Source organism: Chengkuizengella sediminis (assembly GCF_010078385.1).
GTDB lineage: Bacteria > Bacillota > Bacilli > Paenibacillales > KCTC-33759 > Chengkuizengella > Chengkuizengella sediminis.
This window is the reverse complement of sequence record NZ_SIJC01000013.1, coordinates 51,625-75,552: the sequence shown is the minus strand read 5'-3', so window position 1 is coordinate 75,552 and position 23,928 is coordinate 51,625. Positions and strand designations below refer to the sequence as shown.

At 32.5% G+C, this 23,928-nt stretch carries 28 protein-coding genes and 1 pseudogene; 13 read left to right on the top strand and 16 right to left on the bottom strand.

Annotated features, from left to right (window positions below):
• Positions 1 to 113 precede the first annotated feature (113 nt).
• Positions 114 to 434 (top strand): ArsR/SmtB family transcription factor, encoded by a 321-nt coding sequence (locus tag EPK97_RS18905; RefSeq protein WP_338075737.1) that lies wholly within the window; start codon positions 114 to 116, stop codon positions 432 to 434.
• A gap of 50 nt (positions 435 to 484) precedes the next feature.
• On the opposite strand, the gene EPK97_RS18900 is transcribed toward EPK97_RS18905, so the two are convergent.
• From EPK97_RS18900 to EPK97_RS18885, 4 genes are all read right to left on the bottom strand, one after another.
• Positions 485 to 1,273, bottom strand: coding sequence for an EcsC family protein (locus EPK97_RS18900; protein ID WP_240903889.1), 789 nt, complete (start codon positions 1,271 to 1,273; stop codon positions 485 to 487).
• Positions 1,274 to 1,410: 137 nt separating this feature from the next.
• A complete protein-coding gene (sdhB, locus tag EPK97_RS18895; protein WP_162038182.1) occupies positions 1,411 to 2,172 on the bottom strand; it encodes a succinate dehydrogenase iron-sulfur subunit in 762 nt (253 codons plus the stop codon).
• The gene (gene sdhA, locus EPK97_RS18890) at positions 2,169 to 3,935 is read right to left on the bottom strand and encodes a succinate dehydrogenase flavoprotein subunit (RefSeq protein ID WP_162038181.1); all 1,767 of its coding nucleotides are present in this window, start codon (positions 3,933 to 3,935) and stop codon (positions 2,169 to 2,171) included. The genes sdhB and sdhA overlap by 4 nt, the downstream gene beginning before the upstream one ends.
• Before the next feature lie 16 nt (positions 3,936 to 3,951).
• Positions 3,952 to 4,620 (bottom strand): succinate dehydrogenase cytochrome b558 subunit, encoded by a 669-nt coding sequence (locus EPK97_RS18885; protein WP_162038180.1) that lies wholly within the window; start codon positions 4,618 to 4,620, stop codon positions 3,952 to 3,954.
• 180 nt (positions 4,621 to 4,800) lie between these two features.
• On the opposite strand from EPK97_RS18885, the gene EPK97_RS18880 reads away from it, so the two are divergent.
• Together EPK97_RS18880 and EPK97_RS18875 are read left to right on the top strand one after the other, a co-directional pair.
• The gene (locus tag EPK97_RS18880) at positions 4,801 to 5,694 is read left to right on the top strand and encodes a LysR family transcriptional regulator (RefSeq protein ID WP_162038179.1); all 894 of its coding nucleotides are present in this window, start codon (positions 4,801 to 4,803) and stop codon (positions 5,692 to 5,694) included.
• Between the two features lie 74 nt (positions 5,695 to 5,768).
• A complete protein-coding gene (locus EPK97_RS18875) occupies positions 5,769 to 7,364 on the top strand; it encodes a CPBP family intramembrane glutamic endopeptidase (protein ID WP_162038178.1) in 1,596 nt (531 codons plus the stop codon).
• Here EPK97_RS18875 and uvrC read toward each other — a convergent pair.
• On the bottom strand, positions 7,324 to 9,165 hold the full coding sequence (gene uvrC / locus EPK97_RS18870; protein ID WP_162038177.1) for an excinuclease ABC subunit UvrC: 1,842 nt from the start codon (positions 9,163 to 9,165) through the stop codon (positions 7,324 to 7,326). The two genes, EPK97_RS18875 and uvrC, sit on opposite strands and share 41 nt — an antisense overlap.
• Before the next feature lie 142 nt (positions 9,166 to 9,307).
• The gene (gene trxA / locus EPK97_RS18865; protein ID WP_162038176.1) at positions 9,308 to 9,625 is read right to left on the bottom strand and encodes a thioredoxin; all 318 of its coding nucleotides are present in this window, start codon (positions 9,623 to 9,625) and stop codon (positions 9,308 to 9,310) included.
• A 245-nt stretch (positions 9,626 to 9,870) separates the two neighbouring features.
• On the opposite strand from trxA, the gene EPK97_RS18860 reads away from it, so the two are divergent.
• A complete protein-coding gene (locus tag EPK97_RS18860; RefSeq protein ID WP_162038175.1) occupies positions 9,871 to 10,017 on the top strand; it encodes a YqzM family protein in 147 nt (48 codons plus the stop codon).
• Between the two features lie 86 nt (positions 10,018 to 10,103).
• Here EPK97_RS18860 and dnaI read toward each other — a convergent pair whose 3' ends face one another.
• From dnaI to EPK97_RS18840, 4 genes are all read right to left on the bottom strand, one after another.
• Positions 10,104 to 11,057, bottom strand: a complete 954-nt coding sequence (gene dnaI, locus EPK97_RS18855; protein ID WP_162038174.1) for a primosomal protein DnaI — start codon at positions 11,055 to 11,057, stop codon at positions 10,104 to 10,106.
• A gap of 42 nt (positions 11,058 to 11,099) precedes the next feature.
• Positions 11,100 to 12,581 (bottom strand): replication initiation and membrane attachment family protein, encoded by a 1,482-nt coding sequence (locus tag EPK97_RS18850; RefSeq protein WP_162038173.1) that lies wholly within the window; start codon positions 12,579 to 12,581, stop codon positions 11,100 to 11,102.
• A 124-nt stretch (positions 12,582 to 12,705) separates the two neighbouring features.
• Complete coding sequence (locus EPK97_RS18845; protein WP_162038172.1) at positions 12,706 to 13,566, bottom strand: alpha/beta fold hydrolase; 861 nt, start codon at positions 13,564 to 13,566, stop codon at positions 12,706 to 12,708.
• Between the two features lie 168 nt (positions 13,567 to 13,734).
• Complete coding sequence (locus tag EPK97_RS18840) at positions 13,735 to 14,040, bottom strand: YuiB family protein (protein WP_162038171.1); 306 nt, start codon at positions 14,038 to 14,040, stop codon at positions 13,735 to 13,737.
• A 236-nt stretch (positions 14,041 to 14,276) separates the two neighbouring features.
• On the opposite strand from EPK97_RS18840, the gene hemQ reads away from it, so the two are divergent.
• The 4 genes and pseudogenes from hemQ (at position 14,277) to EPK97_RS18820 (ending at position 16,738) form a co-directional block, all read left to right on the top strand.
• Complete coding sequence (gene hemQ / locus EPK97_RS18835; RefSeq protein WP_162038170.1) at positions 14,277 to 15,023, top strand: hydrogen peroxide-dependent heme synthase; 747 nt, start codon at positions 14,277 to 14,279, stop codon at positions 15,021 to 15,023.
• Positions 15,024 to 15,171: 148 nt separating this feature from the next.
• Entirely contained in the window at positions 15,172 to 15,342 is a 171-nt protein-coding gene (locus EPK97_RS18830; protein ID WP_162038169.1) for a hypothetical protein, read from the top strand.
• A 35-nt stretch (positions 15,343 to 15,377) separates the two neighbouring features.
• Positions 15,378 to 15,818, top strand: a pseudogene (locus EPK97_RS18825) (peroxiredoxin-like family protein); the annotation flags it as partial.
• Positions 15,819 to 16,090: 272 nt separating this feature from the next.
• A complete protein-coding gene (locus tag EPK97_RS18820) occupies positions 16,091 to 16,738 on the top strand; it encodes a peroxiredoxin-like family protein (protein WP_162038168.1) in 648 nt (215 codons plus the stop codon).
• 81 nt (positions 16,739 to 16,819) lie between these two features.
• Here the strand turns inward: EPK97_RS18820 and EPK97_RS18815 are convergent, their stop codons facing one another.
• Both EPK97_RS18815 and EPK97_RS18810 read right to left on the bottom strand, forming a co-directional pair.
• Positions 16,820 to 17,059 carry a hypothetical protein gene (locus EPK97_RS18815; protein WP_162038167.1) on the bottom strand — a complete coding sequence of 80 codons (240 nt, stop codon included), beginning with the start codon at positions 17,057 to 17,059 and terminating at the stop codon, positions 16,820 to 16,822.
• A 79-nt stretch (positions 17,060 to 17,138) separates the two neighbouring features.
• Positions 17,139 to 18,329: an NAD(P)/FAD-dependent oxidoreductase gene (locus EPK97_RS18810; protein ID WP_162038166.1), complete on the bottom strand. Its 1,191-nt coding sequence runs from the start codon at positions 18,327 to 18,329 to the stop codon at positions 17,139 to 17,141.
• Between the two features lie 363 nt (positions 18,330 to 18,692).
• Here EPK97_RS18810 and EPK97_RS18805 point away from each other — a divergent pair, with 363 nt between their 5' ends.
• Positions 18,693 to 19,694 carry an NAD(P)/FAD-dependent oxidoreductase gene (locus tag EPK97_RS18805; protein ID WP_420826813.1) on the top strand — a complete coding sequence of 334 codons (1,002 nt, stop codon included), beginning with the start codon at positions 18,693 to 18,695 and terminating at the stop codon, positions 19,692 to 19,694.
• A 51-nt stretch (positions 19,695 to 19,745) separates the two neighbouring features.
• Positions 19,746 to 20,003 carry a hypothetical protein gene (locus EPK97_RS18800; protein WP_162038165.1) on the top strand — a complete coding sequence of 86 codons (258 nt, stop codon included), beginning with the start codon at positions 19,746 to 19,748 and terminating at the stop codon, positions 20,001 to 20,003.
• Here the strand turns inward: EPK97_RS18800 and EPK97_RS18795 are convergent.
• Positions 20,000 to 20,185 carry a sporulation histidine kinase inhibitor Sda gene (locus EPK97_RS18795; RefSeq protein WP_162038164.1) on the bottom strand — a complete coding sequence of 62 codons (186 nt, stop codon included), beginning with the start codon at positions 20,183 to 20,185 and terminating at the stop codon, positions 20,000 to 20,002. The two genes, EPK97_RS18800 and EPK97_RS18795, sit on opposite strands and share 4 nt — an antisense overlap.
• A gap of 89 nt (positions 20,186 to 20,274) precedes the next feature.
• On the opposite strand from EPK97_RS18795, the gene EPK97_RS21435 reads away from it, so the two are divergent.
• Positions 20,275 to 20,439 (top strand): hypothetical protein, encoded by a 165-nt coding sequence (locus EPK97_RS21435; RefSeq protein WP_170295576.1) that lies wholly within the window; start codon positions 20,275 to 20,277, stop codon positions 20,437 to 20,439.
• Positions 20,440 to 20,470: 31 nt separating this feature from the next.
• Here the strand turns inward: EPK97_RS21435 and EPK97_RS18790 are convergent, their stop codons facing one another.
• From EPK97_RS18790 to erpA, 3 genes are all read right to left on the bottom strand, one after another.
• Complete coding sequence (locus EPK97_RS18790; protein ID WP_162038163.1) at positions 20,471 to 20,644, bottom strand: hypothetical protein; 174 nt, start codon at positions 20,642 to 20,644, stop codon at positions 20,471 to 20,473.
• 66 nt (positions 20,645 to 20,710) lie between these two features.
• Positions 20,711 to 20,854, bottom strand: coding sequence for a hypothetical protein (locus tag EPK97_RS18785; protein ID WP_162038162.1), 144 nt, complete (start codon positions 20,852 to 20,854; stop codon positions 20,711 to 20,713).
• Between the two features lie 125 nt (positions 20,855 to 20,979).
• Complete coding sequence (erpA, locus tag EPK97_RS18780) at positions 20,980 to 21,333, bottom strand: iron-sulfur cluster insertion protein ErpA (RefSeq protein WP_162038161.1); 354 nt, start codon at positions 21,331 to 21,333, stop codon at positions 20,980 to 20,982.
• A gap of 281 nt (positions 21,334 to 21,614) precedes the next feature.
• On the opposite strand from erpA, the gene mqnE reads away from it, so the two are divergent.
• Together mqnE and EPK97_RS18770 are read left to right on the top strand one after the other, a co-directional pair.
• Complete coding sequence (gene mqnE / locus EPK97_RS18775; RefSeq protein WP_162038199.1) at positions 21,615 to 22,721, top strand: aminofutalosine synthase MqnE; 1,107 nt, start codon at positions 21,615 to 21,617, stop codon at positions 22,719 to 22,721.
• A gap of 129 nt (positions 22,722 to 22,850) precedes the next feature.
• Positions 22,851 to 23,915, top strand: coding sequence for an NAD(P)/FAD-dependent oxidoreductase (locus EPK97_RS18770; RefSeq protein ID WP_162038160.1), 1,065 nt, complete (start codon positions 22,851 to 22,853; stop codon positions 23,913 to 23,915).
• The last annotated feature ends 13 nt before the right edge of the window (positions 23,916 to 23,928 follow it).

The window sequence follows — 23,928 nt, the reverse complement described above, 5'->3', positions numbered from 1 at the left end:
ACTCATTACAAATTGTTATTAAAGCCATATCTAAAACTATAAAAAAACTTTACTTCTATTCAGTTACATCGTAATATCTAAATATAATAATATTATTTAAAGGGTGAAATAGAGTGGATTTTAAACCATATCAAGAAACAGCCGATATGTTAAAAGTAATCGGTCATCCCGTTAGATTGTGTATTGTCATCGGCTTACTGAAAAAGGAGCAATGTAATGTTTCTTTCATGGAGAATTGTATGAACATACCCCAATCATCAGTTTCAACACATTTACAAAAACTAAGAGCAGCAGGTATTATTGCAGGGGAAAGAAATGGTCTTGAAGTATCTTATCGACTTAAAGATGAAAAGACAAAGAAATTCATTCAACAAGTTGCAACATTAGTTGAACCTAACAACGGAAATCCTTTTGAAGGAAAAATTTTAGATTAATATTAAGATTGCGAAAGATTGTTATGTTTATTTAACATTATAGATCATCTTTAATTTTCATCTTGTTGATCTGTTAATCTTTCTATTATCTTTCTTTTCTTATATAACATCATTCCAGCTTCTGCAACATCATCGATTGATTGTTTATTTATAAAAGCACCGAATAACATTCCTGCTATGGGTATCATTTGAAATAATTTTTTCCAACCAAAATTATCTCTATAAACCACAATAACTTCTCGCCACCCTTGTATTTGAGAAAGGGCTTCTTTTTCTCTATCTCTATTATTAAAATCTTTCAAATCATTTAATATTACTTTTTTACCAACAATATCAGAAGAAGCAAATTGTAAACACTTTATAATAAATATTCGTTCATCTTTATCCCTTGGATCATAACCATATGAAACTGCTATATCCTGTAATGTTTTTAATGATAAACCTAGAATAGCAGGAATATCTATTGCTAATGTAAAAATTCCTCCAAAACCTGTGGTAGCACCTTGCAACGTGGCAATATCTTTATGTGATTTCCTAATTTCTTGTGATACACTATTCATGATATGTATTGGTATAGTAGTATGGATATCATTTATTTCATTAACATCCATATTTATATTATATTTTGAAAATCGTTTTAGCACTTGTTTTTGATTTGTTAAATATTTTCCACCATTATCAATATAACTTACTAGTTCTTCTAATATTAGATTTATTTTTTTGTGGATAAATTTTGGTGTAATTTTATCTAAGATTAAAAAAGGTATTCTTCCGATTTTTTCCCAAAACCATAAATCGTCTTGTTGTTTTTCCCATATTTCAACTTCTTTTAACATCATTTCTAATTGCTCTGTTGTTTCCATTTAAAAACACCTCTATTATCTTTTTCTAAACGCACTGCTTCATCCATCATGAGGATGAAATGATAAAAAAGAAACCCGACTTTAAGGTCGGGTTTTTCTGAATCAAAATCAAGTTACATTCCAAGCCATTTCTTGAATAATTGTTTTGTCGTATCTTTATTCAGTGCAGCAATGGAAGTTGTTAATGGGATTCCCTTAGGACAAGACATCACACAGTTTTGTGAATTACCACAGCCTTCAAGTCCACCATCTTGCATAATCGTATCTAAACGTTCTTCTTGATTCATTTCACCTGTAGGATGTGCATTGAACAAACGAACTTGAGATAAAGGAGCGGGTCCCATAAAGTTTGTCTTTTCACTTACATTTGGACAAGCTTCCAAACAAACTCCACATGTCATACACTTCGATAGCTCATAAGCCCATTGACGTTTTGATTCAGCCATACGAGGTCCTGGACCTAAATCATACGTCCCATCGATTGGAATCCAAGCCTTCACTCTTTTAAGAGAATCAAACATACGTCCACGATCAATGACAACATCTCTTACAACAGGGAATGTAGACATCGGTTCTATTCTGATCGGTTGCTCTAATTTGTCCACTAGTGCCGTACATGCTTGTTGAGGTTTTCCGTTAATAACCATAGAACATGCACCACATACTTCCTCCAAACAATTGGATTCCCAAGTAACAGGTGTTGTTTTTTCACCCTTAATATTAACAGGGTTTCTTTGTACTTCCATCAATGCGCCAATCACATTCATATTTGGACGATACGGAATTTCAAATTCCTCTTTATAAGGTTTTGATTTTTGATTTTCTTGACGAGTTACAATAAATTTTATTGTTTTATTTTGCGTTTCTGCACTCATTTTTTAGCGGCTCCTTTCTTCTTATCTGAAGAATAGTCACGTAAACGAGGTTTGATTAATGAAGCATCTACTTCTTCGTAATCGATACTTGGTCCATTAGGAGTAAATGAAGCTTTTGTAGTTTTCATGAATTTCTCATCATTACGTTCAGGAAAATCTGGTTTATAATGAGCTCCACGACTTTCATCCCTTTTTAATGCTCCTATAGTAATAACACGGGCGAGTTCAAACATGTTCCATAATTGACGAGTAAAGGAAGCACCTTGATTACTCCATCCTGCAGTATCGTTAATGTTAATGTTTTTATATCGTTCCATTAGCTCTACTATTTTATCATCTGTTTCTTGAAGTTTTTTATTATATCGAACAACAGTGACATTGTTTGTCATCCATTCTCCTAATTCTTTATGAAGCTTGTAAGCATTTTCCGTACCATCCATTTTTAAAATATCTTCGTATTTTTGCGTTTGTTTCTTGTTCTCTGCTTCAAATACTTTAGATGATACATCTTCTGCAAAATTATCCAAACCTTTTATATATTCGATCGCTTTAGGTCCAGCTACCATACCCCCGAAGATTGAGGATAATAAGGAGTTAGCTCCTAATCGATTACCACCGTGGTATTGATAATCTACTTCTCCTGCTGCAAACAAACCAGGGATATTCGTCATTTGATTATAATCTACCCATAGTCCTCCCATAGAATAATGTACGGCAGGGAAAATTTTCATCGGAATTTTACGAGGATCGTCACCCATAAACTTCTCGTATATTTCAATAATTCCACCTAGTTTTACATCTAATTCCTTAGGATCTTTGTGAGATAAATCTAAGTAAACCATGTTTTCACCGTTTACACCTAACTTCTGATTCACACAAACATCGAAAATTTCTCTTGTAGCAATATCCCTTGGCACTAAGTTACCGTACGCTGGATACTTCTCTTCCAAGAAATACCATGGTTTTCCATCTTTATATGTCCAAACTCTACCACCCTCACCACGTGCGGACTCAGACATTAATCTAAGTTTGTCATCCCCCGGTATAGCTGTTGGATGTATCTGAATAAATTCACCATTTGCATAATTAACACCTTGCTGATATACGGCACTTGCCGCTGTTCCTGTGTTAATGACAGAGTTTGTAGATTTACCAAAAATAATTCCTGGACCTCCTGTTGCTAGTATTACCGCATCTGCAACAAAAGTAGTGATTTCCATACTACGTAAGTTTTGAGCTGAAACACCTCGACATACACCGCTATCATCTATAACAGCAGAAATAAATTCCCAGTGTTCATATTTTGTAACTAAACCTGCAGTTTCATATCTACGAACTTGCTCATCTAATGCATATAATAATTGTTGTCCTGTTGTTGCACCCGCAAATGCTGTACGATGATGTTTTGTACCTCCGAATCTTCGGAAATCAAGCAACCCTTCTGGGGTACGATTAAACATAACACCCATGCGATCCATTAAATGAATGATTCCTGGTGCTGCATCACACATTGCTTTAACTGGTGGTTGGTTCGCTAAAAAGTCTCCACCATAAATGGAATCATCAAAATGTTCCCAAGGAGAATCGCCTTCCCCTTTTGTATTTACAGCTCCGTTAATGCCACCTTGTGCACAAACGGAGTGTGATCTTTTTACTGGTACAAAGGATAAGAGGTCTACATGAACTCCGGCTTCCGCTGCTTTAATTGTCGCCATTAGCCCTGCTAATCCTCCACCTACTACGATAATTTTAGAATTTGCCACTCTTGTTCACTCCCTCTTAACCGATTTGTATCTGAACTGATTCTAATGTTGATAAAGCAAAGGATTCATCTGTAAAAGCTGTTAAAGCTAGGACAAATAATACGGATAAAATGACAAATACACCCATCCATATGTAGGAAGATACTCTTTGTGCTCTTGGACCTACTGTAATGCCCCAACTAACTAAGAAAGACCACATTCCGTTACTAAAGTGGAAGGAAGCAGCTACGATCCCTATTACATACAACGCAAAAAACAAAGGATTTGATAGCGTATTGTGCATATGAGCCGCTAAATCCTCATGTCCTAAAGAACCTATTGCTACCCTTAATCTAGTATCTGAAAAATGCCAAACGACAAATATTAAAGTAATGACACCCGTTATTCTTTGCCACATAAACATGTGATTACGAACATATCCATAGTTGTTCACGTTATGTTTAGCTTGAAATGCAATATACAAACCATACACGCCATGATACAATAACGGAAGCCAAATTCCAAAAATTTCAAGAAATAATACTAAAGGTAAGCTGTTTAGCCATAATACCGACTCAATAAACCCTTCCTTGCCTGCATTAAAAGCCTCATAATTTGTAAGCATATGTTCAACTAAGAAAAGTCCTAGCGGAATCACACCCAACAGGGAATGTAACTTACGAGAATAGAATGAATTTAATTTCATGTTCCAGTGTTCTCCTTTCATCCTGTGTCGCCATAAATAATTTAGTTTTTCAGTTTCAATTTTTATTCATGTTATCGTAAACAAATAGACACAATTATTATATTACAACTTTATAGCTTATAATGGAAGTGCATTTATTTTATAATTAATTATAACAATATTGCATAAAGGAATGATCTAATGGAAATCATGCATATGTTCGTAGCCGTAGTTGAGGAAGATAGTCTAAATCAAGCTGCCAAAAAATTAAATATTTCCCAACCAGCATTATCCAGAAAAATTAGTAAGTTCGAAGAGCAACTGGGTGTATCTTTATTTAATAGAAAAGGAAACCGTCTTAAACTCACTCCAATTGGTTTCATTAGTTATGAGTATGCCCTTGAAATGATTGAATTAGATAAAAAATTTCAAAAAGCAGTATTAGATTATAAAAATGGGACTAAAAAAAGCATTATCATAGGAGCTAGCTTAACCACTCTACAATCTACTTTACCTGATCTTATTCAGCTCATTACGAAGGATTCACCTGAAACAGATATTAAAGCCATCACAGGGAAAACACATGAAATCTTATCTCTGGTGAAAAAGGATAGAGTGGATTTTGGATTAGTAGCTTCTAAAGTGGAAGATAAGGACATCCATTGTGAGCCTTTATTTGATGATTATCTAAAACTAGTCATTCCAAAGGAACATGAGTTATCAAAGCAAAAAATGATCAACACAGAAGATTTAGATAAGTTACCGATGATTCTTTTTTCTAAAGGTACTTTGTATCGCATATTAATGGAAGAGTTATTCCATCATTATAAAGTATATCCAGAAATCAAAATGGAAATTGATTCATTTGAAGCTATATTACGTTTAGTTTCAACTCTCAGAGCTGCAACATTATTACCACACTCTTATTTGCGTGATAGTTTACTGGAAGATAATGACTTAATGGTCATCAATTTAAAAGAATTAAAACAAACGATGAGAACAACCTCATTAATGTATAAAAACTGGGATTCACTTGATCCTACAACTCAAAACTGGATTCAAAAAGTAAAGATGCAATATCATACAAACTTATGAAATGTAAAATAGAAGAAATTATTAGAAAAATATGATATCCTAAAATTCAGCATACCGAAAAGGAGATTATGTATATGGAACAAAGCCATTCTACTCGTAATGTCATTTTGATTGCATTAATCAGTTTTTTCATCTTTTTAGTTATGAGTTTTTTACCATCTGAAAACAATGAAGAAGTACTCCTTAATGATGAAAAAACGATCAGTATACAACAAGCCGAAGAAAGTGCTTTGCAGTTTTTATTTGATCACTACAATGTAGATGTAAATCAGGTAGAAACCCTACTTACATTTCAAACCCAAAAGCAGTTAGGTGGATACTTGCAAAAAAATGATCTGGTTTCAGATTATAATGAGCAGTATGGAGATTCAAACCCTATTGATTACTTTCAAATTCAAGTGAATGATGCCACTCAAAAATACCTAGTTAACATACATATGACTAGTGGAAATGTGCTTGGATGGAAAACAATTGATGGAAATATGAATACAGAAGAATTGCAACAACAAGAGATCGCTGAATTATTTTTAATCGAGCAAGGATATAACATCAACAACTTTTACTTATTACCACAAGATGAAAACGAAATGAGCAACTATATATTTGAAAGTTATGAGGAAGGTGTAGCAGATGCCAAATTACAGCTACATACAATAATCGAAGCAGATCAAGTGATTTCGTTTAATATGACCTTCTCTATTCCAGAACCTTTTGTTACTTGGATGGAGAAACAAGATAATCAAGCTTCATTAATGTCTGTATTAATGATTATTTTCAACGTTATTTTTGGAATTATTGCTTTGATCATCTCCATTGTTTTAAGAAAACATATTTCTTTCAGCAAAGGTATTTTACTTACACTTATATTTCTTGCCATCTACACAATTACCAACTTTAATATGTATCCCGTTAATCGAGCGATGTTTTCAGAAGAAGGTAATGACACAGCCATTATCATGATGGTTGTATCCATTATTATATATGCTCTGCTCAGTGTAATTCTTTACTTTACATCCATTTCAGCTGACGGTATCTGGAAGGACAGAAGTGAGACACTATGGCCAAATAGAAAAAATCCAAATTACGGTAACCATGTAATAAAAGCAATGGGGTTTGGATATTTATTTTCTTTCATTATATTAGCAGTTCAAAGTATATTTTATTTCATTGGAGAAACTTTCTTTGATGTATGGTCAGTAAGTGATCTCACTTTTTCACCATATAATTTATGGATGCCTGGTTTAATGCCTCTCATCGCATGGGCAGCTGCCATTTCCGAGGAAATAATCTATCGGTGGTTTGGAATTCCATTATTCAAAAAAATCTTTAGAAGTACGATTGTTGCAGTCATCATATCAAGTATGGTCTGGGCGATCGGACATATGGCATACCCAATCTACCCTGCATACACTCGTTTTTTTGAAGTAACGATCATTGGTCTGATATTTGGTTATATCTTTTTGAAATTCGGATTTATGACAGCTGTTTTTGCACATGCCATTGTAGATAGTATTTTATTTTCACTTCAACTTGTATACTTTGATTTTTCCAAATACGCTTTATTGTCTTTATTTTATATGGTGTTACCAGCCATTGTTGCTTATATTATGTTTAAATTTCATCAAAGATTTAAGAGGAACTATCCTGATCCTCCCGAAGAGATGTCATAATCTCCCCTGCTAGTTTATCTCCAATTCCGAGGGGTTTGAAATCTTCAATAGATGCCTCTCGGATTTTTTTTAATGATCCGAAGTGTTTTAATAATTTCTTTCTTCTTTTCTCCCCTACGCCCGGAATGGAATCCAGCTGAGAGGCAACCATTGATTTACTTCTAGATTGTCGATGGAATGTAATCGCAAATCGGTGAACTTCTTCTTGAATTCTTTGCAGTAAATAAAACTCTTGCTGATCACGTGGAATAGGAATCACCTCAGGTGGATTTCCGACCATAAGTTGTGCTGTTTTATGTTTTTCATCCTTCACCAAACCACATACAGGAATAAATAAACCTAACTCATCCTCTAAAATTTCAATCGCTGCTGAAATCTGTCCTTTTCCTCCATCAACAATGACTAAATCGGGCAATGGTAAGTTTTCTTTTAATACCCTCTCATATCGCCTTCTAACAACCTCTCGCATTGAGCCGTAATCATCTGGTCCTTTTACTGTTTTAATTTTATATTTACGATATTCTTTTCTTTCAGGTTTTCCATCCACAAAAACAACCATGGCGGATACTGGGTTGGCACCTTGAATATTGGAATTATCAAAAGCTTCGATACGATGAATTGGATCTGTACCTAACCATCTCCCTAAGTTTTCTACTGCTTTGGTCGTGCGTTCTTCATCTCTCTCAATCAATTTGAACTTTTCTTCAAGTGCAATTTTTGCATTATCATTCGCCATGATCACTGCTTGTTTTTTTAATCCACGTTTAGGTAAATGCACCTTCACTTTCAACCAAGATTGCAAATCTTCTTTAATGCCTTCCTCAGCAATATTTTCTGTCTCGTTACGATCAGGTAAAACAATCTCATTAGGTAAAGCAGGATTTTCGCTATAGTATTGAGTGATATAAGAAATGAAATCTTCATACGCTTCACCATAATACGGAAATCTGGAAGCATGACGTTCAATCATTTTCCCTTGCCTTACATACAAAATTTGCACACACATCCAACCTTTGTCTACGGCATATCCAAATACATCCCGATCTATGTTATCTTTCATTGTAATTTTTTGCTGTTCCATTAAAACTTCGATGTGTTTAATCTGATCTCTGAATTCCTTAGCTTTTTCAAATTGCAGCTGTTCTGCCGCATCATGCATTTGTTTTATTAATTCAACCTTGATTTGCTCGTGACCACCATTTAAAAATTTCGTAATCTCTTGAACCATTTCTTCATATTGATTTTCATCTACATCATATTCACATGGTGCTACACATTGTCCTAAATGATAGTATAAACAAACTTTGTCAGGTATCGTTTTACATTTACGTAAAGGATATAATCGATCTAATAGCTTTTTAGTTTGCTGTGCAGCAAATGCACTCGGATAAGGACCAAAATATTTACCTTTATCTTTTAAGACTTTTCTGGTCACCTCTAATCTAGGATGCGTATCGTTCGTAATTTTAATATAAGGATATGTTTTATCATCTTTTAGAATAACGTTGTAACGTGGGTGATGTTCCTTTATAAGATTACATTCTAAAATAAGTGCTTCTTTATTACTCGATGTGACAATATATTCAAAGTCCTCAATCAGACTCACTAGTTTTTGCGTTTTTGCATCATGGCTTCCTGTGAAATAAGATCTTACTCTATTTTTTAAAACTTTTGCTTTACCAACATAGATGATATCTCCGCTTTCATTTTTCATTAAATAACATCCAGGTTGATCCGGAAGCAGCGATAATTTATGTTTTATTTGTTCTATTTTTTTTTGCCGTTTCTCTAATTCACTCATCATTGCTTCTCCCCTATACATTAAGCACATATGTTTCTATTTCATTTTATCATAGCACAAAGTTAATTAACTTTCAGCGGAGTTAATGTGCAAAAAAAGCCCTCTTTTTAGGAGGGCTTTTCATTTACTAGTTATTTTTAAATTATAGGTGTTTAGATACAACGCTTTTCAAAGCATCTTTTGGTTGGAATCCAACAACTTTATCTACAGGTGCTCCATCTTTAAATACGATTAAAGTTGGGATACTCATTACTCCAAAACGTGAAGCTGACTCAGGATTGTCATCCACATTCACTTTTGCAATTTTAAGTTCAGTACCAATTTCTTCGTCTAATTCTTCAAGTACTGGAGCTACCATTTTACAAGGTCCGCACCAAGGTGCCCAAAAGTCAACAAGAACAGTTCCAGTGCTCTCAACTTCCCCTTTAAATGATTGATCTGATACATTCACGATAGCCATGACTGATTCTCCTTTATTTAAAATGTATAATTTCTAATATTATTTGTACATTATAACATAAAGTTAGTTAATTTCAAATCTAAATTAGAATGTTTCTAATCTAGAATCATGATTCAAATTTATTATGGTCACAATTAAATAATTTATGCGAAGTGACTCACAATTGTCACTAGCGTGGCTTTACAATTATATACTTGGTTAGGTATACTTAATACTAATTGAGCTATTTTAGGAGGGAATTTCATATGAGCGAAACTAGACAACCTGAATTGCACGTAAATGAAGAACCAAGAAACGATTTTATTGATGTTGGTGTCGGATTTGCAGTATCTACTGGTATTTTCTTTCTCATCGCGATCATTGCCACTATTTTGTCTGTTATTAGTAACTAGTACATATTTAATACATTAAATATAACAACCCACATTTATATATTAGCCATATAAATGTGGGTTTCTTCTAACTTTCCTGAAATGAATTAATTCACCCTTCGTTTATTTGTTCCCTTCACTTCAATTACCTTTACAAACGGCTCAATTCGATCCATTAAACGCTGTGCTTTATGTTCTTCTTCTCCATCTTTATTGGTAAAACTAAAATGTTTCTCTAGACCTTTAATATCATAATTAGAAGTAAAGAAGGTTGGTTTTCGATTCATTCTATAATTCAGTATCGTACCTATAACATGATCCCTAGCCCAAGGATTCAGATTCTCAGCACCTATATCATCAAATACTAATAAATCTGTCGTTTTTAACATTTCAATTGTATCTTTTAGCCTTTTGGAATCCTTCATCATATCCTTTAAATCTTCAATAAAATCAGGCACATAAACAATCACTCCACTATGCCCCTTTTTAGCCAATTCATATAACATATAACACATTAAAAAGGTCTTCCCAGTACCAAAACCACCCTGTAAAAACAATCCTTTTATTGATAACCCTTCGGTTTTTGTTTTCACTATATATTCAGAAACTAATTTAGCAGATTCGTATCTTTCAGCATCTTTCATTAAAATCTCATTTGCAGAATAACCTTCATTTAAAGCACGCTCATCAATGTAAAAACTTCGAACCCTTTTTCTAATTTTTTCCTGTGCTTGAGATGCAATGAGTTTTTTACAAGAAACTTTTTGATCGTAAATATGGGACAAATCATTAGAAGTTTCAACTGATAATTTTGTATAATGTCCTTTAAAGTCGTTAGGGCATTTCTCTAAACCAGGACACATCTCACACTGGTTGTATTCTTTTACATATTCATACAAACGGTTCATGTGTACTTTTAGATCGCGATCCGTTAGTTCTGGATGTTTTAATAGAAATTTTTTTATTAAAGGGTCTGACAAAAGACGTTTTACTTTTTCTTTTCCAGAATCAAATTGCTTAGACTCAGGTATACTTTTCATCACCTGTGATAATGATTCCATTTAAGTGCAACCTCCTTTTAGAATTTGATACTAAAATCTATATCAATTCCCATCTAATTGTTGGGTTAACTTTTGAATTTCATCAAGTTCTTTTTGGGTAAAGCTCCTTTTTTCGACTTGATTCGTTGTAATAATCGGTATTTTTGGTTTCTGATTTTGATTCATTCTTGAAGAATAAGTTCTACTATTAGATTTTTTGTTTGCTTTATTCTCTTTTAACTTTTCTTTTATCTCATTTTTATTTCGAATATATTTAACAGCTTGCTCAAAACTATTTACTTGTTTTCCTAAAAGATCAGAAGCAATAGAATCTATAAAGTTTTTGTTCCAGTCCAAATCATGTGAGACTAAGTAATGAATTAAGACATTAGTAACTTCTTCTTTAAGTTTATAGTTCATATCTATTTTATCAAAAATGTCTAAAATACGATCTGGAATTGAACCAGGGAAAACTCGTTTTAAAACATGAGTATAAGGTACGTTACATAACATCATGTTGTATTGTTGTTTATCACACTGACCAATAAATACTTCTGGTATATCTAAAAAATAATCAGGATCTACAATTTTTTCTTCATAAGATACACGTTCGTCTTTTGAATCTTTTTTCAAAAATCGTTCGCGATTGTCCTCACGTGTTTTATCCTGTCTGTAATTAGAGTTTGCTTTTTTTTGTAATTGATCAATAACCAAGTCACCATTTTCAGAAAAGATACCATCTTCATCTAATAAGCTACTGACTTCTTGTAAGGTTAAATGATATTTTTTAATCACATAATTGATCGCATTAATTTGTTCAGGTTCATATTTTAAATTTTCAATACATGAACGATTCATGGAGTTACGTGGTATTCTAGTGATTAAATCTGCATAAGTATATTCATTTGAAGATTCAGATTCAAGAGTTTGATTTACTATTTGTAATGATGCACTTACCTCAAGTTCAGCCTGTTCTAATTCATTATCTACTACTTGTGTATTTAACTGAAACAAATCATAAAAGGGAACAGACACATTTTCTGAATATATTTCTTTCGTTGAAATTTCTGTTGGAAGCTTTTCTTTAAATGATTCTCTTAAGGAGATAACAGTGTGTTTACCAATTTTATCTCTTAATAAAAGAGTTAAATGTTGATTTTTAAAAAATTCCTTCGGAGATAAAGCAGAAAGCAATTTATATTCATATATGTAATCATCGCTATCCAAAATATATTTACGGTAAGTTTGAAGTAAACCTATAGCTTCTAGTTTAGAAAACTGTTCAATTAAAAATTTTCTTCCTCGTTCACTAGGTTCGATTCCAAGAAATAAAAAGAGCTTTCTTTGCTGCTCTAATTCGGAATAACCTAATTGATCAGAAGAAACTTGCTGATATAAAAAGTGATACAAACTTATCGCACTTAATCCAACCATCGGTTGATATATATTATTTAACATATAAGTGTTCATAGAACTCATCGAAAAATCACGATAAATGTAAAATCGATGATTTTCTGTAAAGTGTAATATATTCAATATTTTCATATAATAAAACTCACCAATTAATAGATTTATAAGCTCTGTAAAACATCAAATAAACAGAATTTATAGTACCCTTTATTCTAACATAATATGACCCACAAAAGTGAAGTTAATATATACCCAAATTTCAGTGGAAATTATCCAATCCATTCTCTGATTCTTTTATCATATTGCAGAAATCTAAATGAGCTATATCTTCATTTTGTTTACACAAATCTTTTTGATGGTTTTCAATCCAGTTTGTAATTAAATGATTCATATGCAGTGCTGATTTAGTTGGGATTTGATGTGTTTTTCCCTCTAGAAAATGAATTTCATTGTTAGGCAATTCTTTGTGTAAGATATTGGCATATTTATGAAATCCTTTATCTTGATCACCATAAATTAATAATTGGGGAGATTGTATATATTTCAATTTAGAGGAACAATTATAAGAAAGTGTAGCTTTATAATACTGTTTTATATTTTTAACATTTCCTCTTTTTGCTTCTTTATATAACTGTTTAAATGTAGGTTTCATATCTGCATTCCCACGAGTAATCACATAAGCAAGGAAACTTTTAGCTCTTATCGAAGTTAAACCAATAGCCATCATAATTCTTCTCTTTAATTTAAAATCACTTACCTCAGACATAGCACTAATTAATATTCCTCCAAAAAAACGGTCTGGATAAGTTAACATGGCTTCCAATGCTATAGTACCTCCTGTTGAATATCCACAGATATAACATCGTTTTATTTTCAAAAAATCCAAAAGTTGTATTATATCATCAGCAATCAGAGAAAAGGTAAGAGGTTCCTTTGATGATTGACTTAAACCATGACCTCTAATATCAAACGTAATAACTTCAAATTCATCGGATAATTGTTGTGTTTGATAAATAAAGTTCGAACAAGTAAGCAAAGGAGGGTGAATGAATATGATAGGTATACCTGAACCCTTCACTTGATAATAAAGTTTAACTTCATTTACTTGTTTAAAAGGCATTTACATTCCCCCATCATTGGTTTCTGCTTTTTATTATTTCCTTAGTTGGAATTTTTACTAACTAATTTATTGGGAATTTTTCTATTTTTAAAATGAAAAAACTCGCCGGTTGGCGAGCCTTTAAACTGTAAAAAACAGCCCTGAGTCAGGAGCTGCTGAGATTTTAGTTTAGAACATTTTATATCCTTGACTTCTTAATTTTTTAATGGTTAATCCACTTAGGATAGCACCTATTAGACCACCAATGAATGTGATGTAATCGGTAATTTGATACTGAGTTATATTAGTAAGTAGTGATTCTCCAGCTTCCCATAACCAATATACCATGTAAGGAATAACAACCAATATATACACATAAACGGGAAACCAGGTTGTTTTTAATAACATGTTTAAAATAAAACCGATGCCAAAAAATAAAACAAACGTTAAAGCAAACAGTATTGGTAATTGAATAATATCAACTTCGGTGTTCATTTAGTTAACCCCTCATTTTCACGAAATAAGAACATCTAGTATTTTACTTGATTTTTTTATGCAAAGTCAATAAGTAAGGTACTATTTCATAAGCTATCTTGAAATTGTAAACAAATTATGAATTTTGCATGGAATGAACCGTATTGTTTGCTACGAATTAATGTTTAGTTTAAAATGATGAGGAAACTACATCAACTATTACATACGTTTATAAAAATTAGAGGAGTGAAATTTAAATGAGTGAAGCAGCTTTAACCTTAGAAGGTTGGTATGCATTACATGATTTTAGAGCAATGGATTGGAACGCTTGGAAAAGCCTATCTCCAGCAGAGAGAAAACAAGCTGAGGATGAGTTTCTTTCATTTATACAAGAGTGGTCTGATATAGAAGAAAAAAAACAAGGTAGTACTGCAATATATAGTATCGTTGGTCAAAAAGCGGATTTTGTTATGATGCACCTTCGTGAAACACTTGAAGAAATTAATGAATTAGAAAATGCATTTAATAAAACAACACTTGCTCAATTTACTATTCCAACGTACTCTTATGTTTCTGTAGTTGAATTAAGTAATTACATGGCTCAAGGTGACGGAGATCCAATGCAAAACCCTGAAATTATAGCCAGGTTAAAACCTACACTACCAAAAGCGAATCATTTATGTTTTTATCCAATGAATAAACGCCGTGAAGGTAATGATAATTGGTACATGTTAAGCATGGAAGAACGTCGTGGAATGATGAGAAGTCATGGAATGATTGGACGACAATATGCTGGAAAAGTAAAACAAATTATTACAGGTTCCGTAGGATTTGATGATTGGGAATGGGGAGTTACCTTGTTCGCTGATGATGCCTTGCAGTTTAAAAAGCTTGTATATGAAATGCGTTTTGATGAAGTAAGTGCTCGATTCGGTGAATTTGGAGAATTTTTTGTAGGTAATTTATTAGATCAGAATAAGATGTCAAAAATGTTAGAAATTTAATTATTTTAAAAAATAGATAGTAAAAAACGAGCAGTTTTCTGCTCGTTTTTTTGTTTCCTTCTTTTTCATAATGATTACTCAAAATTAAATTATCATTTTATCTGTAAGTTTCAATAAGTAATTCATTTTTTAAAAGGAGTGTTTATATATGACATTAGCTCAAGACATCAAACAATTTCAAGATGAAAATCTGAAGAGAGTCCCGCAAGAGGTATTAGAACAGGTTTTTCGATCCATAAAAGAATTAGATGACTCAGATCATCCTAAAGGGTTAAAAGTTGGAGATACTGCACCAGATTTCACTTTAAAAATGCAGTAGGAGAAAATGTTCACCTTTATGATGAACTAAATAAAGGGCCTGTTATATTAAGCTTTTATCGTGGTGAGTGGTGCCCATACTGTAACTTGGAAGTAAGAGCATATCAACAAAAAATAAATGAAATTACTGAATTAGGAGCTCAAGTCATTGCAATTAGTCCTGAAGAACCAGACTATTCATTAACCTTAAAAGAAAAACATGATTTATCTTTTCAAGTATTAAGCGATATTGGAAATAAAGTTTCTGAGACCTACAAATTAACGTTTCAGTTTCCTGATTATATAAAAGAAGTGTATAAAAATGTGTTTCAAAATGACTTAGGAAAAAGAAATCATGATGTAAGTTGGGCATTCCCAATACCAGCTACTTATATTATCAATTCAAATAAAAAAATCATTGCAGGATTTGCTAAGGCAGATTATACAAAACGTATGGAACCATCAGAAGCAATTGAAGCTTTAAAAAAAATAAATTAAAAAGTTTTAAAAAGGCATAATTTAAAAGATATTGAAAGAAAAAATCATCTGTAAATATTGATACCATAAAGTTAGAACGGTAATTTCATCAAACATATAATATATTTTAATAAAATAAAAAAATGGTAGAAACGGGCAGAGGACTGCTCGTTTTTTTCTTTATTAAAGATATTTTTTTGTAATGTATTTCACATTCATTTTAAAGTCAATATGGTACTATTTTCTTGTTAACTTTTAAAAGTACTTTATTTTATAAAAGGGTGTGTTTATAGATGACATTAGCTCAAGCCATCAAACAATTCCAAGATGAAAATTTAAAGAGAGTCCCGCAAGAAGTATTAGAACAGGTTTTCCAATCTATAAAAGAATTAGATGAGTCAGATCATCCTAAAGGATTAAAAGTAGGTGACATTGCGCCAGATTTTACTTTGAAAAATGCAGTAGGAGAAGAGGTTCATCTTTATGAGGAACTAAATAAAGGGCCTGTTATATTAAGCTTTTACCGTGGTGAGTGGTGCCCATACTGTAACTTGGAAGTAAGAGCATATCAACAAAAAATAAATGAAATTACTGAACTAGGTGCTCAACTTTTTGCAATTAGTCCTGAAGAACCAAATTATTCATTAACCTTAAAAGAAAAACATGATTTATCTTTTCAAGTATTAAGCGATATTGGAAGTAAAATTTCTGTGGATTACAAATTAACGTTTCAGCTCCCTGATTATTTAAAAGAAGTGTATAAAAATGTATTTCAATACGACTTAGTAAAAAGAAATAATGATGTTAGTTGGACATTGCCAATACCAGCTACTTATATTATCAATTCAAATAAAAAAATTGTTGCAGGATTTGCTAGTGCAGAATATTACAAACGTATGGAACCGTCAGAAGCGATTGAAACTTTAAAAAAACTGAATTAAAAAAATTATTATAAGACCAAGTTTGTATGTAATTATTGAAAAACCATCAGTGAATATAATTTCACTGATGGTTTTCCTTAATTACTCCATTTCCGATTTTTGTCTCAAATATTCTTCAGTATCCCGATCTCTTTGTCGGCTTTTTTCCTTTAAACGTTCAATCGCAGGTTGTACGAGATAATCAATTTCTTTTTGAACCGTATAAGCTAGATCATGCCGACTCTGGTCTTCTAAATAATGTCCAACATCCATTAAAGTATTATATCGATCCAACTCTTCTCTTGTTAATAAACCTCGAACCTGTACACTACAATGTTTCATTATCGTACAACCTCCTCAATCAAAGCCCAAAAATTATAAAAAGATATCTAAGTTTAGTATCTTTATGAAATAAGTCCATTTATAAACGTGTTTTCTTCAAAACAAGTGGTATTCCGCCAATGATGTATAAATAACGAATATCTATCATTTTTTTCATAATAGCAGCTGTATAACCCTTTATTTTCTTCTCTCCCACTACCCCAATGGCTTCACCTTTACCTAATGATGCAACTGTTCCTTTGATTTCTGGTGTAAATGTTTTTAATTTCTCTCCTCTAATGCTGGCTGCTAAATTATAAGCACAAGCTACGCCTTGCTGCATTGCAATTTGAGCAGTTGGTGGAAATGGTTTTCCATCTTCTTTGAACATTACAGAACAGTCACCAATGATAAATACGTCGTCAAAACCTGGTGCTCTTAAATATTCATCAACCTTTATACGACCTCTTACTCCTTCAAACCCTGCATTTTCTACTAAGCTGTTACCACGTATTCCGCCAGTCCAAACCACAGTTTGAGATTTAATTTCTTCTCCGCTAGCTAAAATAACACCATCAGGAGTACATTCTTTTATTGGAGTTGAAATCATAAACTCAACACCTTTTTCAGTAAGCAAATCCATTGCATATTTAACTAATTCTGGATCAAAACCAGGCAAAGCTGTTGGAGCCGCTTCTACATTCACGATTCTGACCAAACTAGGATCAACATTAAAATCATTACACAATTTCGGAAGTCGATCAGCTAATTCCCCAACAAATTCGATTCCTGTAAATCCAGATCCACCTACTACAAAAGTTAAATAATCTGTACGACTTTCATCATTTTTAAATTTTGCAAACATATATTCTATGTGCTCACGGATATAGTTCACACTATTTATACTGCGAATACTAAGCGCATACTCTTTAAGTCCTGGAATTCCGAACGTTTCTGGTTCTCCTCCTAGTCCAATAACTAAATAATCATAAGAAACTGAACCATCTTCCAAGATCACTTTCTTTTCATCAGTGTTAATATCAACCACTGTAGATTTAATAAAATCCACTTTAAATTCATCAATTAATTTAGAAATATCCACTCTTGCATTCTTAGGATCATCCGTACCCGCTGCAGGCATATGCAAATGAGTAGTAATATAGTGATAATCATGCTTATTTATTAAAGTAACATCTGCTTCGTTATAGTTTAATTCTTTCTGTAAACGAATAGATGTTACAACCCCTCCGTAACCTGCACCAATAATGACTATTCTTGGTATTTGACTCATAAATATACTCCCATCCATTTCTGTAGTTTCCGTTTTGTAAATGAGTTGTGAAAAAAAGTACAATCAAATCCATGAAAATGTAACTTTATTTTATCCACCCCAATAAATATTATGTTGTAAATTACTGCATCATTTACTTATCCAAATGCAATAATATAACGTTAATTCAAAAATAGCAAGAGAAATTTGTCTAAATTCGTAACAAAATTCACAAACTAACATCATTGATAACAATAAGTGATTAAATCCATATAAATTTTGTATCGATGAATTATATTCTGGGTAATTTAAAAGGTTTTCTTTTAAGATAGGTAAGTTTATAATGAATTACGGAAGGTTCAAATACTCGGAGGTGCAATTTTCGTGTCAAATTTACAACATAATAATGAAATCGTTGATATTACCGTTATTGGTGGAGGACCTGCAGGAATGTTCGCTGCTTTTTATGGTGGTATGAGACATGCTTCTGTAAAAATTATAGAAAGCATGCCACAATTAGGTGGTCAATTAGCTGCATTATATCCTGAAAAATACATATATGATGTTGCTGGATTTCCTAAGGTAAGAGCTCAGGAGTTAATCGATAATTTAAAGGAACAAATGAAACACTTCCCCACAGAAGTTTGTTTAGAAGAAAAAGTATTACAAGTTGAAAAAAAAGAAGAGCGTTTATTTGAAATCACTACCAATAAATCTATACATTTAACAAAAGCTATCATCATTACAGGTGGAATAGGTGCTTTTGAACCTAGGAGACTAGATTTACCAAATGCAGATCAATTTGAAAAGAAGAACTTACATTATTTTGTTCCAGATCTAAGTGTATATAAAGATGAAAAAGTTGTAATTTGTGGAGGTGGTGACTCTGCAGTGGATTGGGCATTGATGTTAGAGCCCATCGCAAAGGAAGTAACGATCATCCATCGAAGAAATAAATTTAGAGCACATGAGCACAGTGTGGATAATTTAATGAATTCTTCAGTTAATGTGTTTACACCAAAAGAGATTAGTAAGCTTCATGGTACAGATAGAATTGAAAAAGTTACGATTAAGGATTGTAAAACAGATGAGGAATTTGACTTAGACGTAGATACAGTTATCGTAAACTATGGTTTTATCTCATCATTAGGTCCGATTGCTGAATGGGGTCTAAATATTGTAAAAGGGTCCATCGTTGTTGACTCAAGAATGGAAACAAATATACCAGGTATTTTTGCAGCAGGGGATATTTCAACATACCCAGGAAAACTAAAACTTATTGCTGTTGGATTTGGTGAAGCTCCAACTGCCATTAACAATGCAAAGGTATATGTTGATCCTGATGCAAAATTATCTCCAGGACATAGCAGTAATATGAAATTTTAAAATATAGGGTATCCTACTCCTGAAGAACTATTTAAAACGGAGGGATATCCTATGTCTTTTTTTTGTTCAGTTTGTAATGGTTTCTCAAAACTTAAAGTCATTTGCCCCAAATGTAATCAAGAAGCAAAAGATTGCGGACGAATCGGTGACTTTATGGGACCTTATTCTGCTTATCTAGCTATAGATGAATTAAAAACTACAAACGGTTATCCTGATTTGATCAATCATCAATGCGTGCATCTTGTTTATTGTGAATCATGTCAATCTGAATTTCATAAAATTATTAATGAGACTGGATATAGCACTTAAGCACATTGAATAGAGTATAAAACACTACTTTCTTTGATTTCAGTTTTATACTCTTCATCCTTAACCTTTAAACCTCTTCTATTACATTCTTCTAACAATAATTGAATAAAATCTTGATCTAATTTTAATTTTAAGGACAAAGCATACGTTTTCAATAATTTTTCATCACTAAGTAACTTCATTTTAATCACCTGTTAAAATAGATTTATTCATAGTGTAACAAAAAATAAGTTTTAGAACAAGTGTTCTGATGAATCGGGAGAGTGAAGAAATGTTACAATGGTTAAAAAATTTATTTGCTCCAAAAAAATGTGCGATCTGTGGAAAACAAGCAATCGATGCTAGGAAATATTACAATGACACTGAGGAACCTGTAGTGGTATGCAGGAATTGTACAGAATATGCTGAAAGACGCGCATTTCGTAAAAGAAGCTGATGAAGGATTTCATCAGCTTCTTTTAAAAATCTTATTTCAGTTTTGTATTACTCAAATTCATTTCTTCCAAACTTATATTAAAATCCTGCCATAAATAGGTTTGATCATACAATGCTGTATCTTTTTTCACTGCTAACATAAGAAGATACGCTAGATAACAACAAAAACTTAAAAAAAGAATGATAATAATCAAAAACGGCCACATATATAACTCCCCCTCTAATAAATGAGTAAAGTAATATATGTATATGTAACAAAATGATCACAATTTCTAATGATTTATATTTTTATCATCATTCCATAGATATTTATTGTCATATTCCGTTGTATCATTCTTTACCCCTACCATTAAAAAGTATGCTAATAATAAACAAAAACCTAAGAATAATGTAACAATAACTAAAAATGCGATCATCAAGCTCATCTCCTTTTTTTTAATACAAAAACCTTCCCGATAGTATTTTGTAATTCCTTACTATCAAGAAGGTTTTTATGCAAATCATTATTAAATTGTAAAATACATGTTTTAATATTTAATCATTAACATTCACTTGGCTGTCCTGCATCTGAGTCTGTTCTAAATGAACTTCCACAACCACAAGTTGCTGATGCATTCGGATTATCAATTGTAAATCCTCCGCCCATAGCTGACTCTTTATAGTCTACATTTAAACCATTTAAATATTGTTGGCTATCCTCATCAACTACAACCTTAAGTCCTTGAATGTCTAGTACTTTGTCATTCTCAGCCTGCTCATTATCAAAACCCATGCCATATGAGAAACCGCTGCATCCTCCTGACTTAACACCTATTCGTAAAAATAAATCGGATGAATCCTCAGCAGCTAACATTTCATTTATTTTTTCTAATGCTGTATTTGTGATATTAATCATATCTTCCCCTCCTTTAAAATTTGTGGGAGCTTATATAATTTATAACTGTGTGTTACAGATTTAATCGATCTGTTAAGTATATTATACTAAGAAACATAATTAGTAACAAGAAAAGGATAAATTTTTCGTATTGCTCGTAGTGGACACTAGGTTTATAATGGATAGGGTGTCATTTAGATTTCTGTGAATGGAAGCTCATTTCAAGAGCATTCAAAGCTATATATGTACCTTAATAAACGTGTACTTATTTATATATTTTACTAAATAATAGGAGGGAGAATATCATGAGTATCCTTACAAGTCGTTCAGATACTAAAATGCAATCCATTATAGAGAAAGTTCAACACGGAGAACGAATTAGCCTAGAAGATGGACTCTTTTTATATCAATCTGATGATCTTTTAACAATAGGTCAATTAGCTAACCAAGTTAATTTAAGGAAAAATGGAAAAAAAGTTTATTTTATCGAAAATATGACATTGTATTTTACAAATGTTTGTGAAGCTACATGTGCATTCTGCGGCTATAAACGAAATCCGGGTGAAGAAGGTGCCTTTACCTACAGCCCTGAACAAGTCATTGAATTTGCAGAAAAACACTATCATCCAGGGGTAAGAGAATTCCATATCACTGGAGGGCATAATCATACTGTTCCTTTTCAATATTATTTAGATTCTATCCAAGGACTAAAGAAACATTTCCCTAATGTAACTATGAAAGCTTACACAGCCGCAGAGGTTGAATTTTTCTCTCGAATCAGTGGATTAAGTATGAAAGAAGTGTTACTAGCATTAAAAGAAGCTGGTGTTGAAACACTCACTGGTGGTGGTGCTGAAATTCTTTCTGAAAGATATCGCAAAAAAATGAGCGTTAACAAAGCAACAACAGAGCAGTGGTTAGATGTCCATCGTGCGGCCCATCAAGTAGGTATGAAAACACATGCTACAATGTTGTATGGTTCTATTGAAACTTTAGAAGAACGTCTGCAACATATGGTTTATTTAAGGGAACTCCAAGACGAAACTCAAGGATTTATGGTCTTCATCCCTTTAGCAGTCCAACCTAAAAATGTAAATGCTGGAATCAAAAGACGTACCTCTGCATTTGAGGATATCAAAACAATGGCCATTAGCCGTTTAATGTTAGATAATTTCCCTCATATAAAAGCATACTTTATTAATATTGGAACTCAATTAACTCAAATGTCATTAACTTTTGGTGCTTCAGATGTTCATGGTACTTTGATTAAAGAGCGAATTAGTCATGCTGCAGGTGCTCTATCTCAGGAAGGTTTAACTCGTGATGAATTGATTTGGTTAGTAAAAGGTGCTAACCGAATTCCTGTGGAAAGAGATACTTTTTATAACGAGATTAAAGTTTACGAATAAGGAAAAGCTAAGAACACTTATGAAATAAACAAATAGGGGAAAAAGGGCCTTATTTAAATAAGGCCTTAAATTTCCTTTATTTCATTTATTAGAGATTATATATAAAGGTTCAATGAAAGGAATAACTTTATGAAAAATATTGTAATATTAGGCGGTGGATACGGGGGATTATCAACTGTTATTGAATTATTAAATGATCAATTTCCAGATGACGCACATATCACCTTAGTAGATCGTATGCCTTATCAAGGTTTAAAAACGGAATATTATGCATTAGCATCAGGTACAATCTCTGATATGGCTATCAGAGTTCAATACCCAATTGATTCAAGACTAACGGTCAAATATGGGGAAATTATAGACGTAAATATCGAAAGTCAACTTGTCCACTTACAAAATGATGATCCTATATCTTATGATCAATTAGTTATTGCTCTTGGTTGTACAGATCGTTATCATGGGATTCCAGGCGCAGATATTTATACTAATAGCATTCAATCTTTATCCGCAACTCGTAGAACTTATCAAGAAGTAAATGATATTAAACCAAATGGACAGGTAACAATTGTTGGTGGAGGTTTAAGTGGTGTTGAAATTGCTGCTGAACTTAGAGAAAGTAGACCAGATCTAAATGTTCGAATATTAGATCGAGGTGACAGCATCCTTTCATCATTTCCAAAAAAACTTCAATCCTATGTACGTGCTTGGTTCGAAGAACATGATATTGAAATGCGCGGAAACATCTGTGTAACTGAAGTAGAACCAAATATAATACATAACCAAAGTGAAAAAATAAATACAGATATCACGGTATGGACTGCAGGTATTCAACCTGTTGAATTAGTTCAAAACCTTGATTTTGAGAAAGATAGCCAAGGTAGAGTCATATTAAACGAATATCATCAAGTGCCTTCAAAACCTAATGTTTATGTTGTAGGTGATTGTGCTAGCTTGCCTTTTTCACCTAGTGCTCAAGCCGCAGAGGCTCAAGGAAAACAAGTAGCAGAAGTCATTCAAGCCATATGGAGAGAAGAAACTCCAAAGCTTGGTAAAATTAAGCTTAAAGGAGTTTTAGGATCTTTAGGTAAAAAAGAAGGATTCGGAGTTATGGGTAAAAAAACAGTGATGATCGGAAGAGTACCAAGAGTATTAAAAAGTGGTGTACTATGGATGTCAAAAAATCACTTTGGATAAATCTTTTTTAACC

Excerpts from the sequence above, each read along its gene's own strand:
- EPK97_RS18820 (WP_162038168.1), top strand. The coding sequence starts at position 16,091 with ATGACATTAGCTCAAGCCATCAAACAATTCCAAGATGAAAATTTAAAG.
- EPK97_RS18800 (WP_162038165.1), top strand. The coding sequence starts at position 19,746 with ATGTCTTTTTTTTGTTCAGTTTGTAATGGTTTCTCAAAACTTAAAGTC.
- EPK97_RS18885 (WP_162038180.1), bottom strand. The coding sequence starts at position 4,620 with ATGAAATTAAATTCATTCTATTCTCGTAAGTTACATTCCCTGTTGGGT.
- EPK97_RS21435 (WP_170295576.1), top strand. The coding sequence starts at position 20,275 with ATGTTACAATGGTTAAAAAATTTATTTGCTCCAAAAAAATGTGCGATC.
- EPK97_RS18790 (WP_162038163.1), bottom strand. The coding sequence starts at position 20,644 with ATGTGGCCGTTTTTGATTATTATCATTCTTTTTTTAAGTTTTTGTTGT.
- sdhB (WP_162038182.1), bottom strand. The coding sequence starts at position 2,172 with ATGAGTGCAGAAACGCAAAATAAAACAATAAAATTTATTGTAACTCGT.
- EPK97_RS18880 (WP_162038179.1), top strand. The coding sequence starts at position 4,801 with ATGGAAATCATGCATATGTTCGTAGCCGTAGTTGAGGAAGATAGTCTA.
- EPK97_RS18860 (WP_162038175.1), top strand. The coding sequence starts at position 9,871 with ATGAGCGAAACTAGACAACCTGAATTGCACGTAAATGAAGAACCAAGA.
- erpA (WP_162038161.1), bottom strand. The coding sequence starts at position 21,333 with ATGATTAATATCACAAATACAGCATTAGAAAAAATAAATGAAATGTTA.
- EPK97_RS18770 (WP_162038160.1), top strand. The coding sequence starts at position 22,851 with ATGAAAAATATTGTAATATTAGGCGGTGGATACGGGGGATTATCAACT.
- uvrC (WP_162038177.1), bottom strand. The coding sequence starts at position 9,165 with ATGAGTGAATTAGAGAAACGGCAAAAAAAAATAGAACAAATAAAACAT.
- EPK97_RS18830 (WP_162038169.1), top strand. The coding sequence starts at position 15,172 with ATGACATTAGCTCAAGACATCAAACAATTTCAAGATGAAAATCTGAAG.
- dnaI (WP_162038174.1), bottom strand. The coding sequence starts at position 11,057 with ATGGAATCATTATCACAGGTGATGAAAAGTATACCTGAGTCTAAGCAA.
- trxA (WP_162038176.1), bottom strand. The coding sequence starts at position 9,625 with ATGGCTATCGTGAATGTATCAGATCAATCATTTAAAGGGGAAGTTGAG.
- hemQ (WP_162038170.1), top strand. The coding sequence starts at position 14,277 with ATGAGTGAAGCAGCTTTAACCTTAGAAGGTTGGTATGCATTACATGAT.
- EPK97_RS18785 (WP_162038162.1), bottom strand. The coding sequence starts at position 20,854 with ATGATCGCATTTTTAGTTATTGTTACATTATTCTTAGGTTTTTGTTTA.
- EPK97_RS18850 (WP_162038173.1), bottom strand. The coding sequence starts at position 12,581 with ATGAAAATATTGAATATATTACACTTTACAGAAAATCATCGATTTTAC.
- EPK97_RS18875 (WP_162038178.1), top strand. The coding sequence starts at position 5,769 with ATGGAACAAAGCCATTCTACTCGTAATGTCATTTTGATTGCATTAATC.
- EPK97_RS18900 (WP_240903889.1), bottom strand. The coding sequence starts at position 1,273 with ATGATGTTAAAAGAAGTTGAAATATGGGAAAAACAACAAGACGATTTA.
- EPK97_RS18845 (WP_162038172.1), bottom strand. The coding sequence starts at position 13,566 with ATGCCTTTTAAACAAGTAAATGAAGTTAAACTTTATTATCAAGTGAAG.
- EPK97_RS18840 (WP_162038171.1), bottom strand. The coding sequence starts at position 14,040 with ATGAACACCGAAGTTGATATTATTCAATTACCAATACTGTTTGCTTTA.
- EPK97_RS18795 (WP_162038164.1), bottom strand. The coding sequence starts at position 20,185 with ATGAAGTTACTTAGTGATGAAAAATTATTGAAAACGTATGCTTTGTCC.
- EPK97_RS18810 (WP_162038166.1), bottom strand. The coding sequence starts at position 18,329 with ATGAGTCAAATACCAAGAATAGTCATTATTGGTGCAGGTTACGGAGGG.
- EPK97_RS18815 (WP_162038167.1), bottom strand. The coding sequence starts at position 17,059 with ATGAAACATTGTAGTGTACAGGTTCGAGGTTTATTAACAAGAGAAGAG.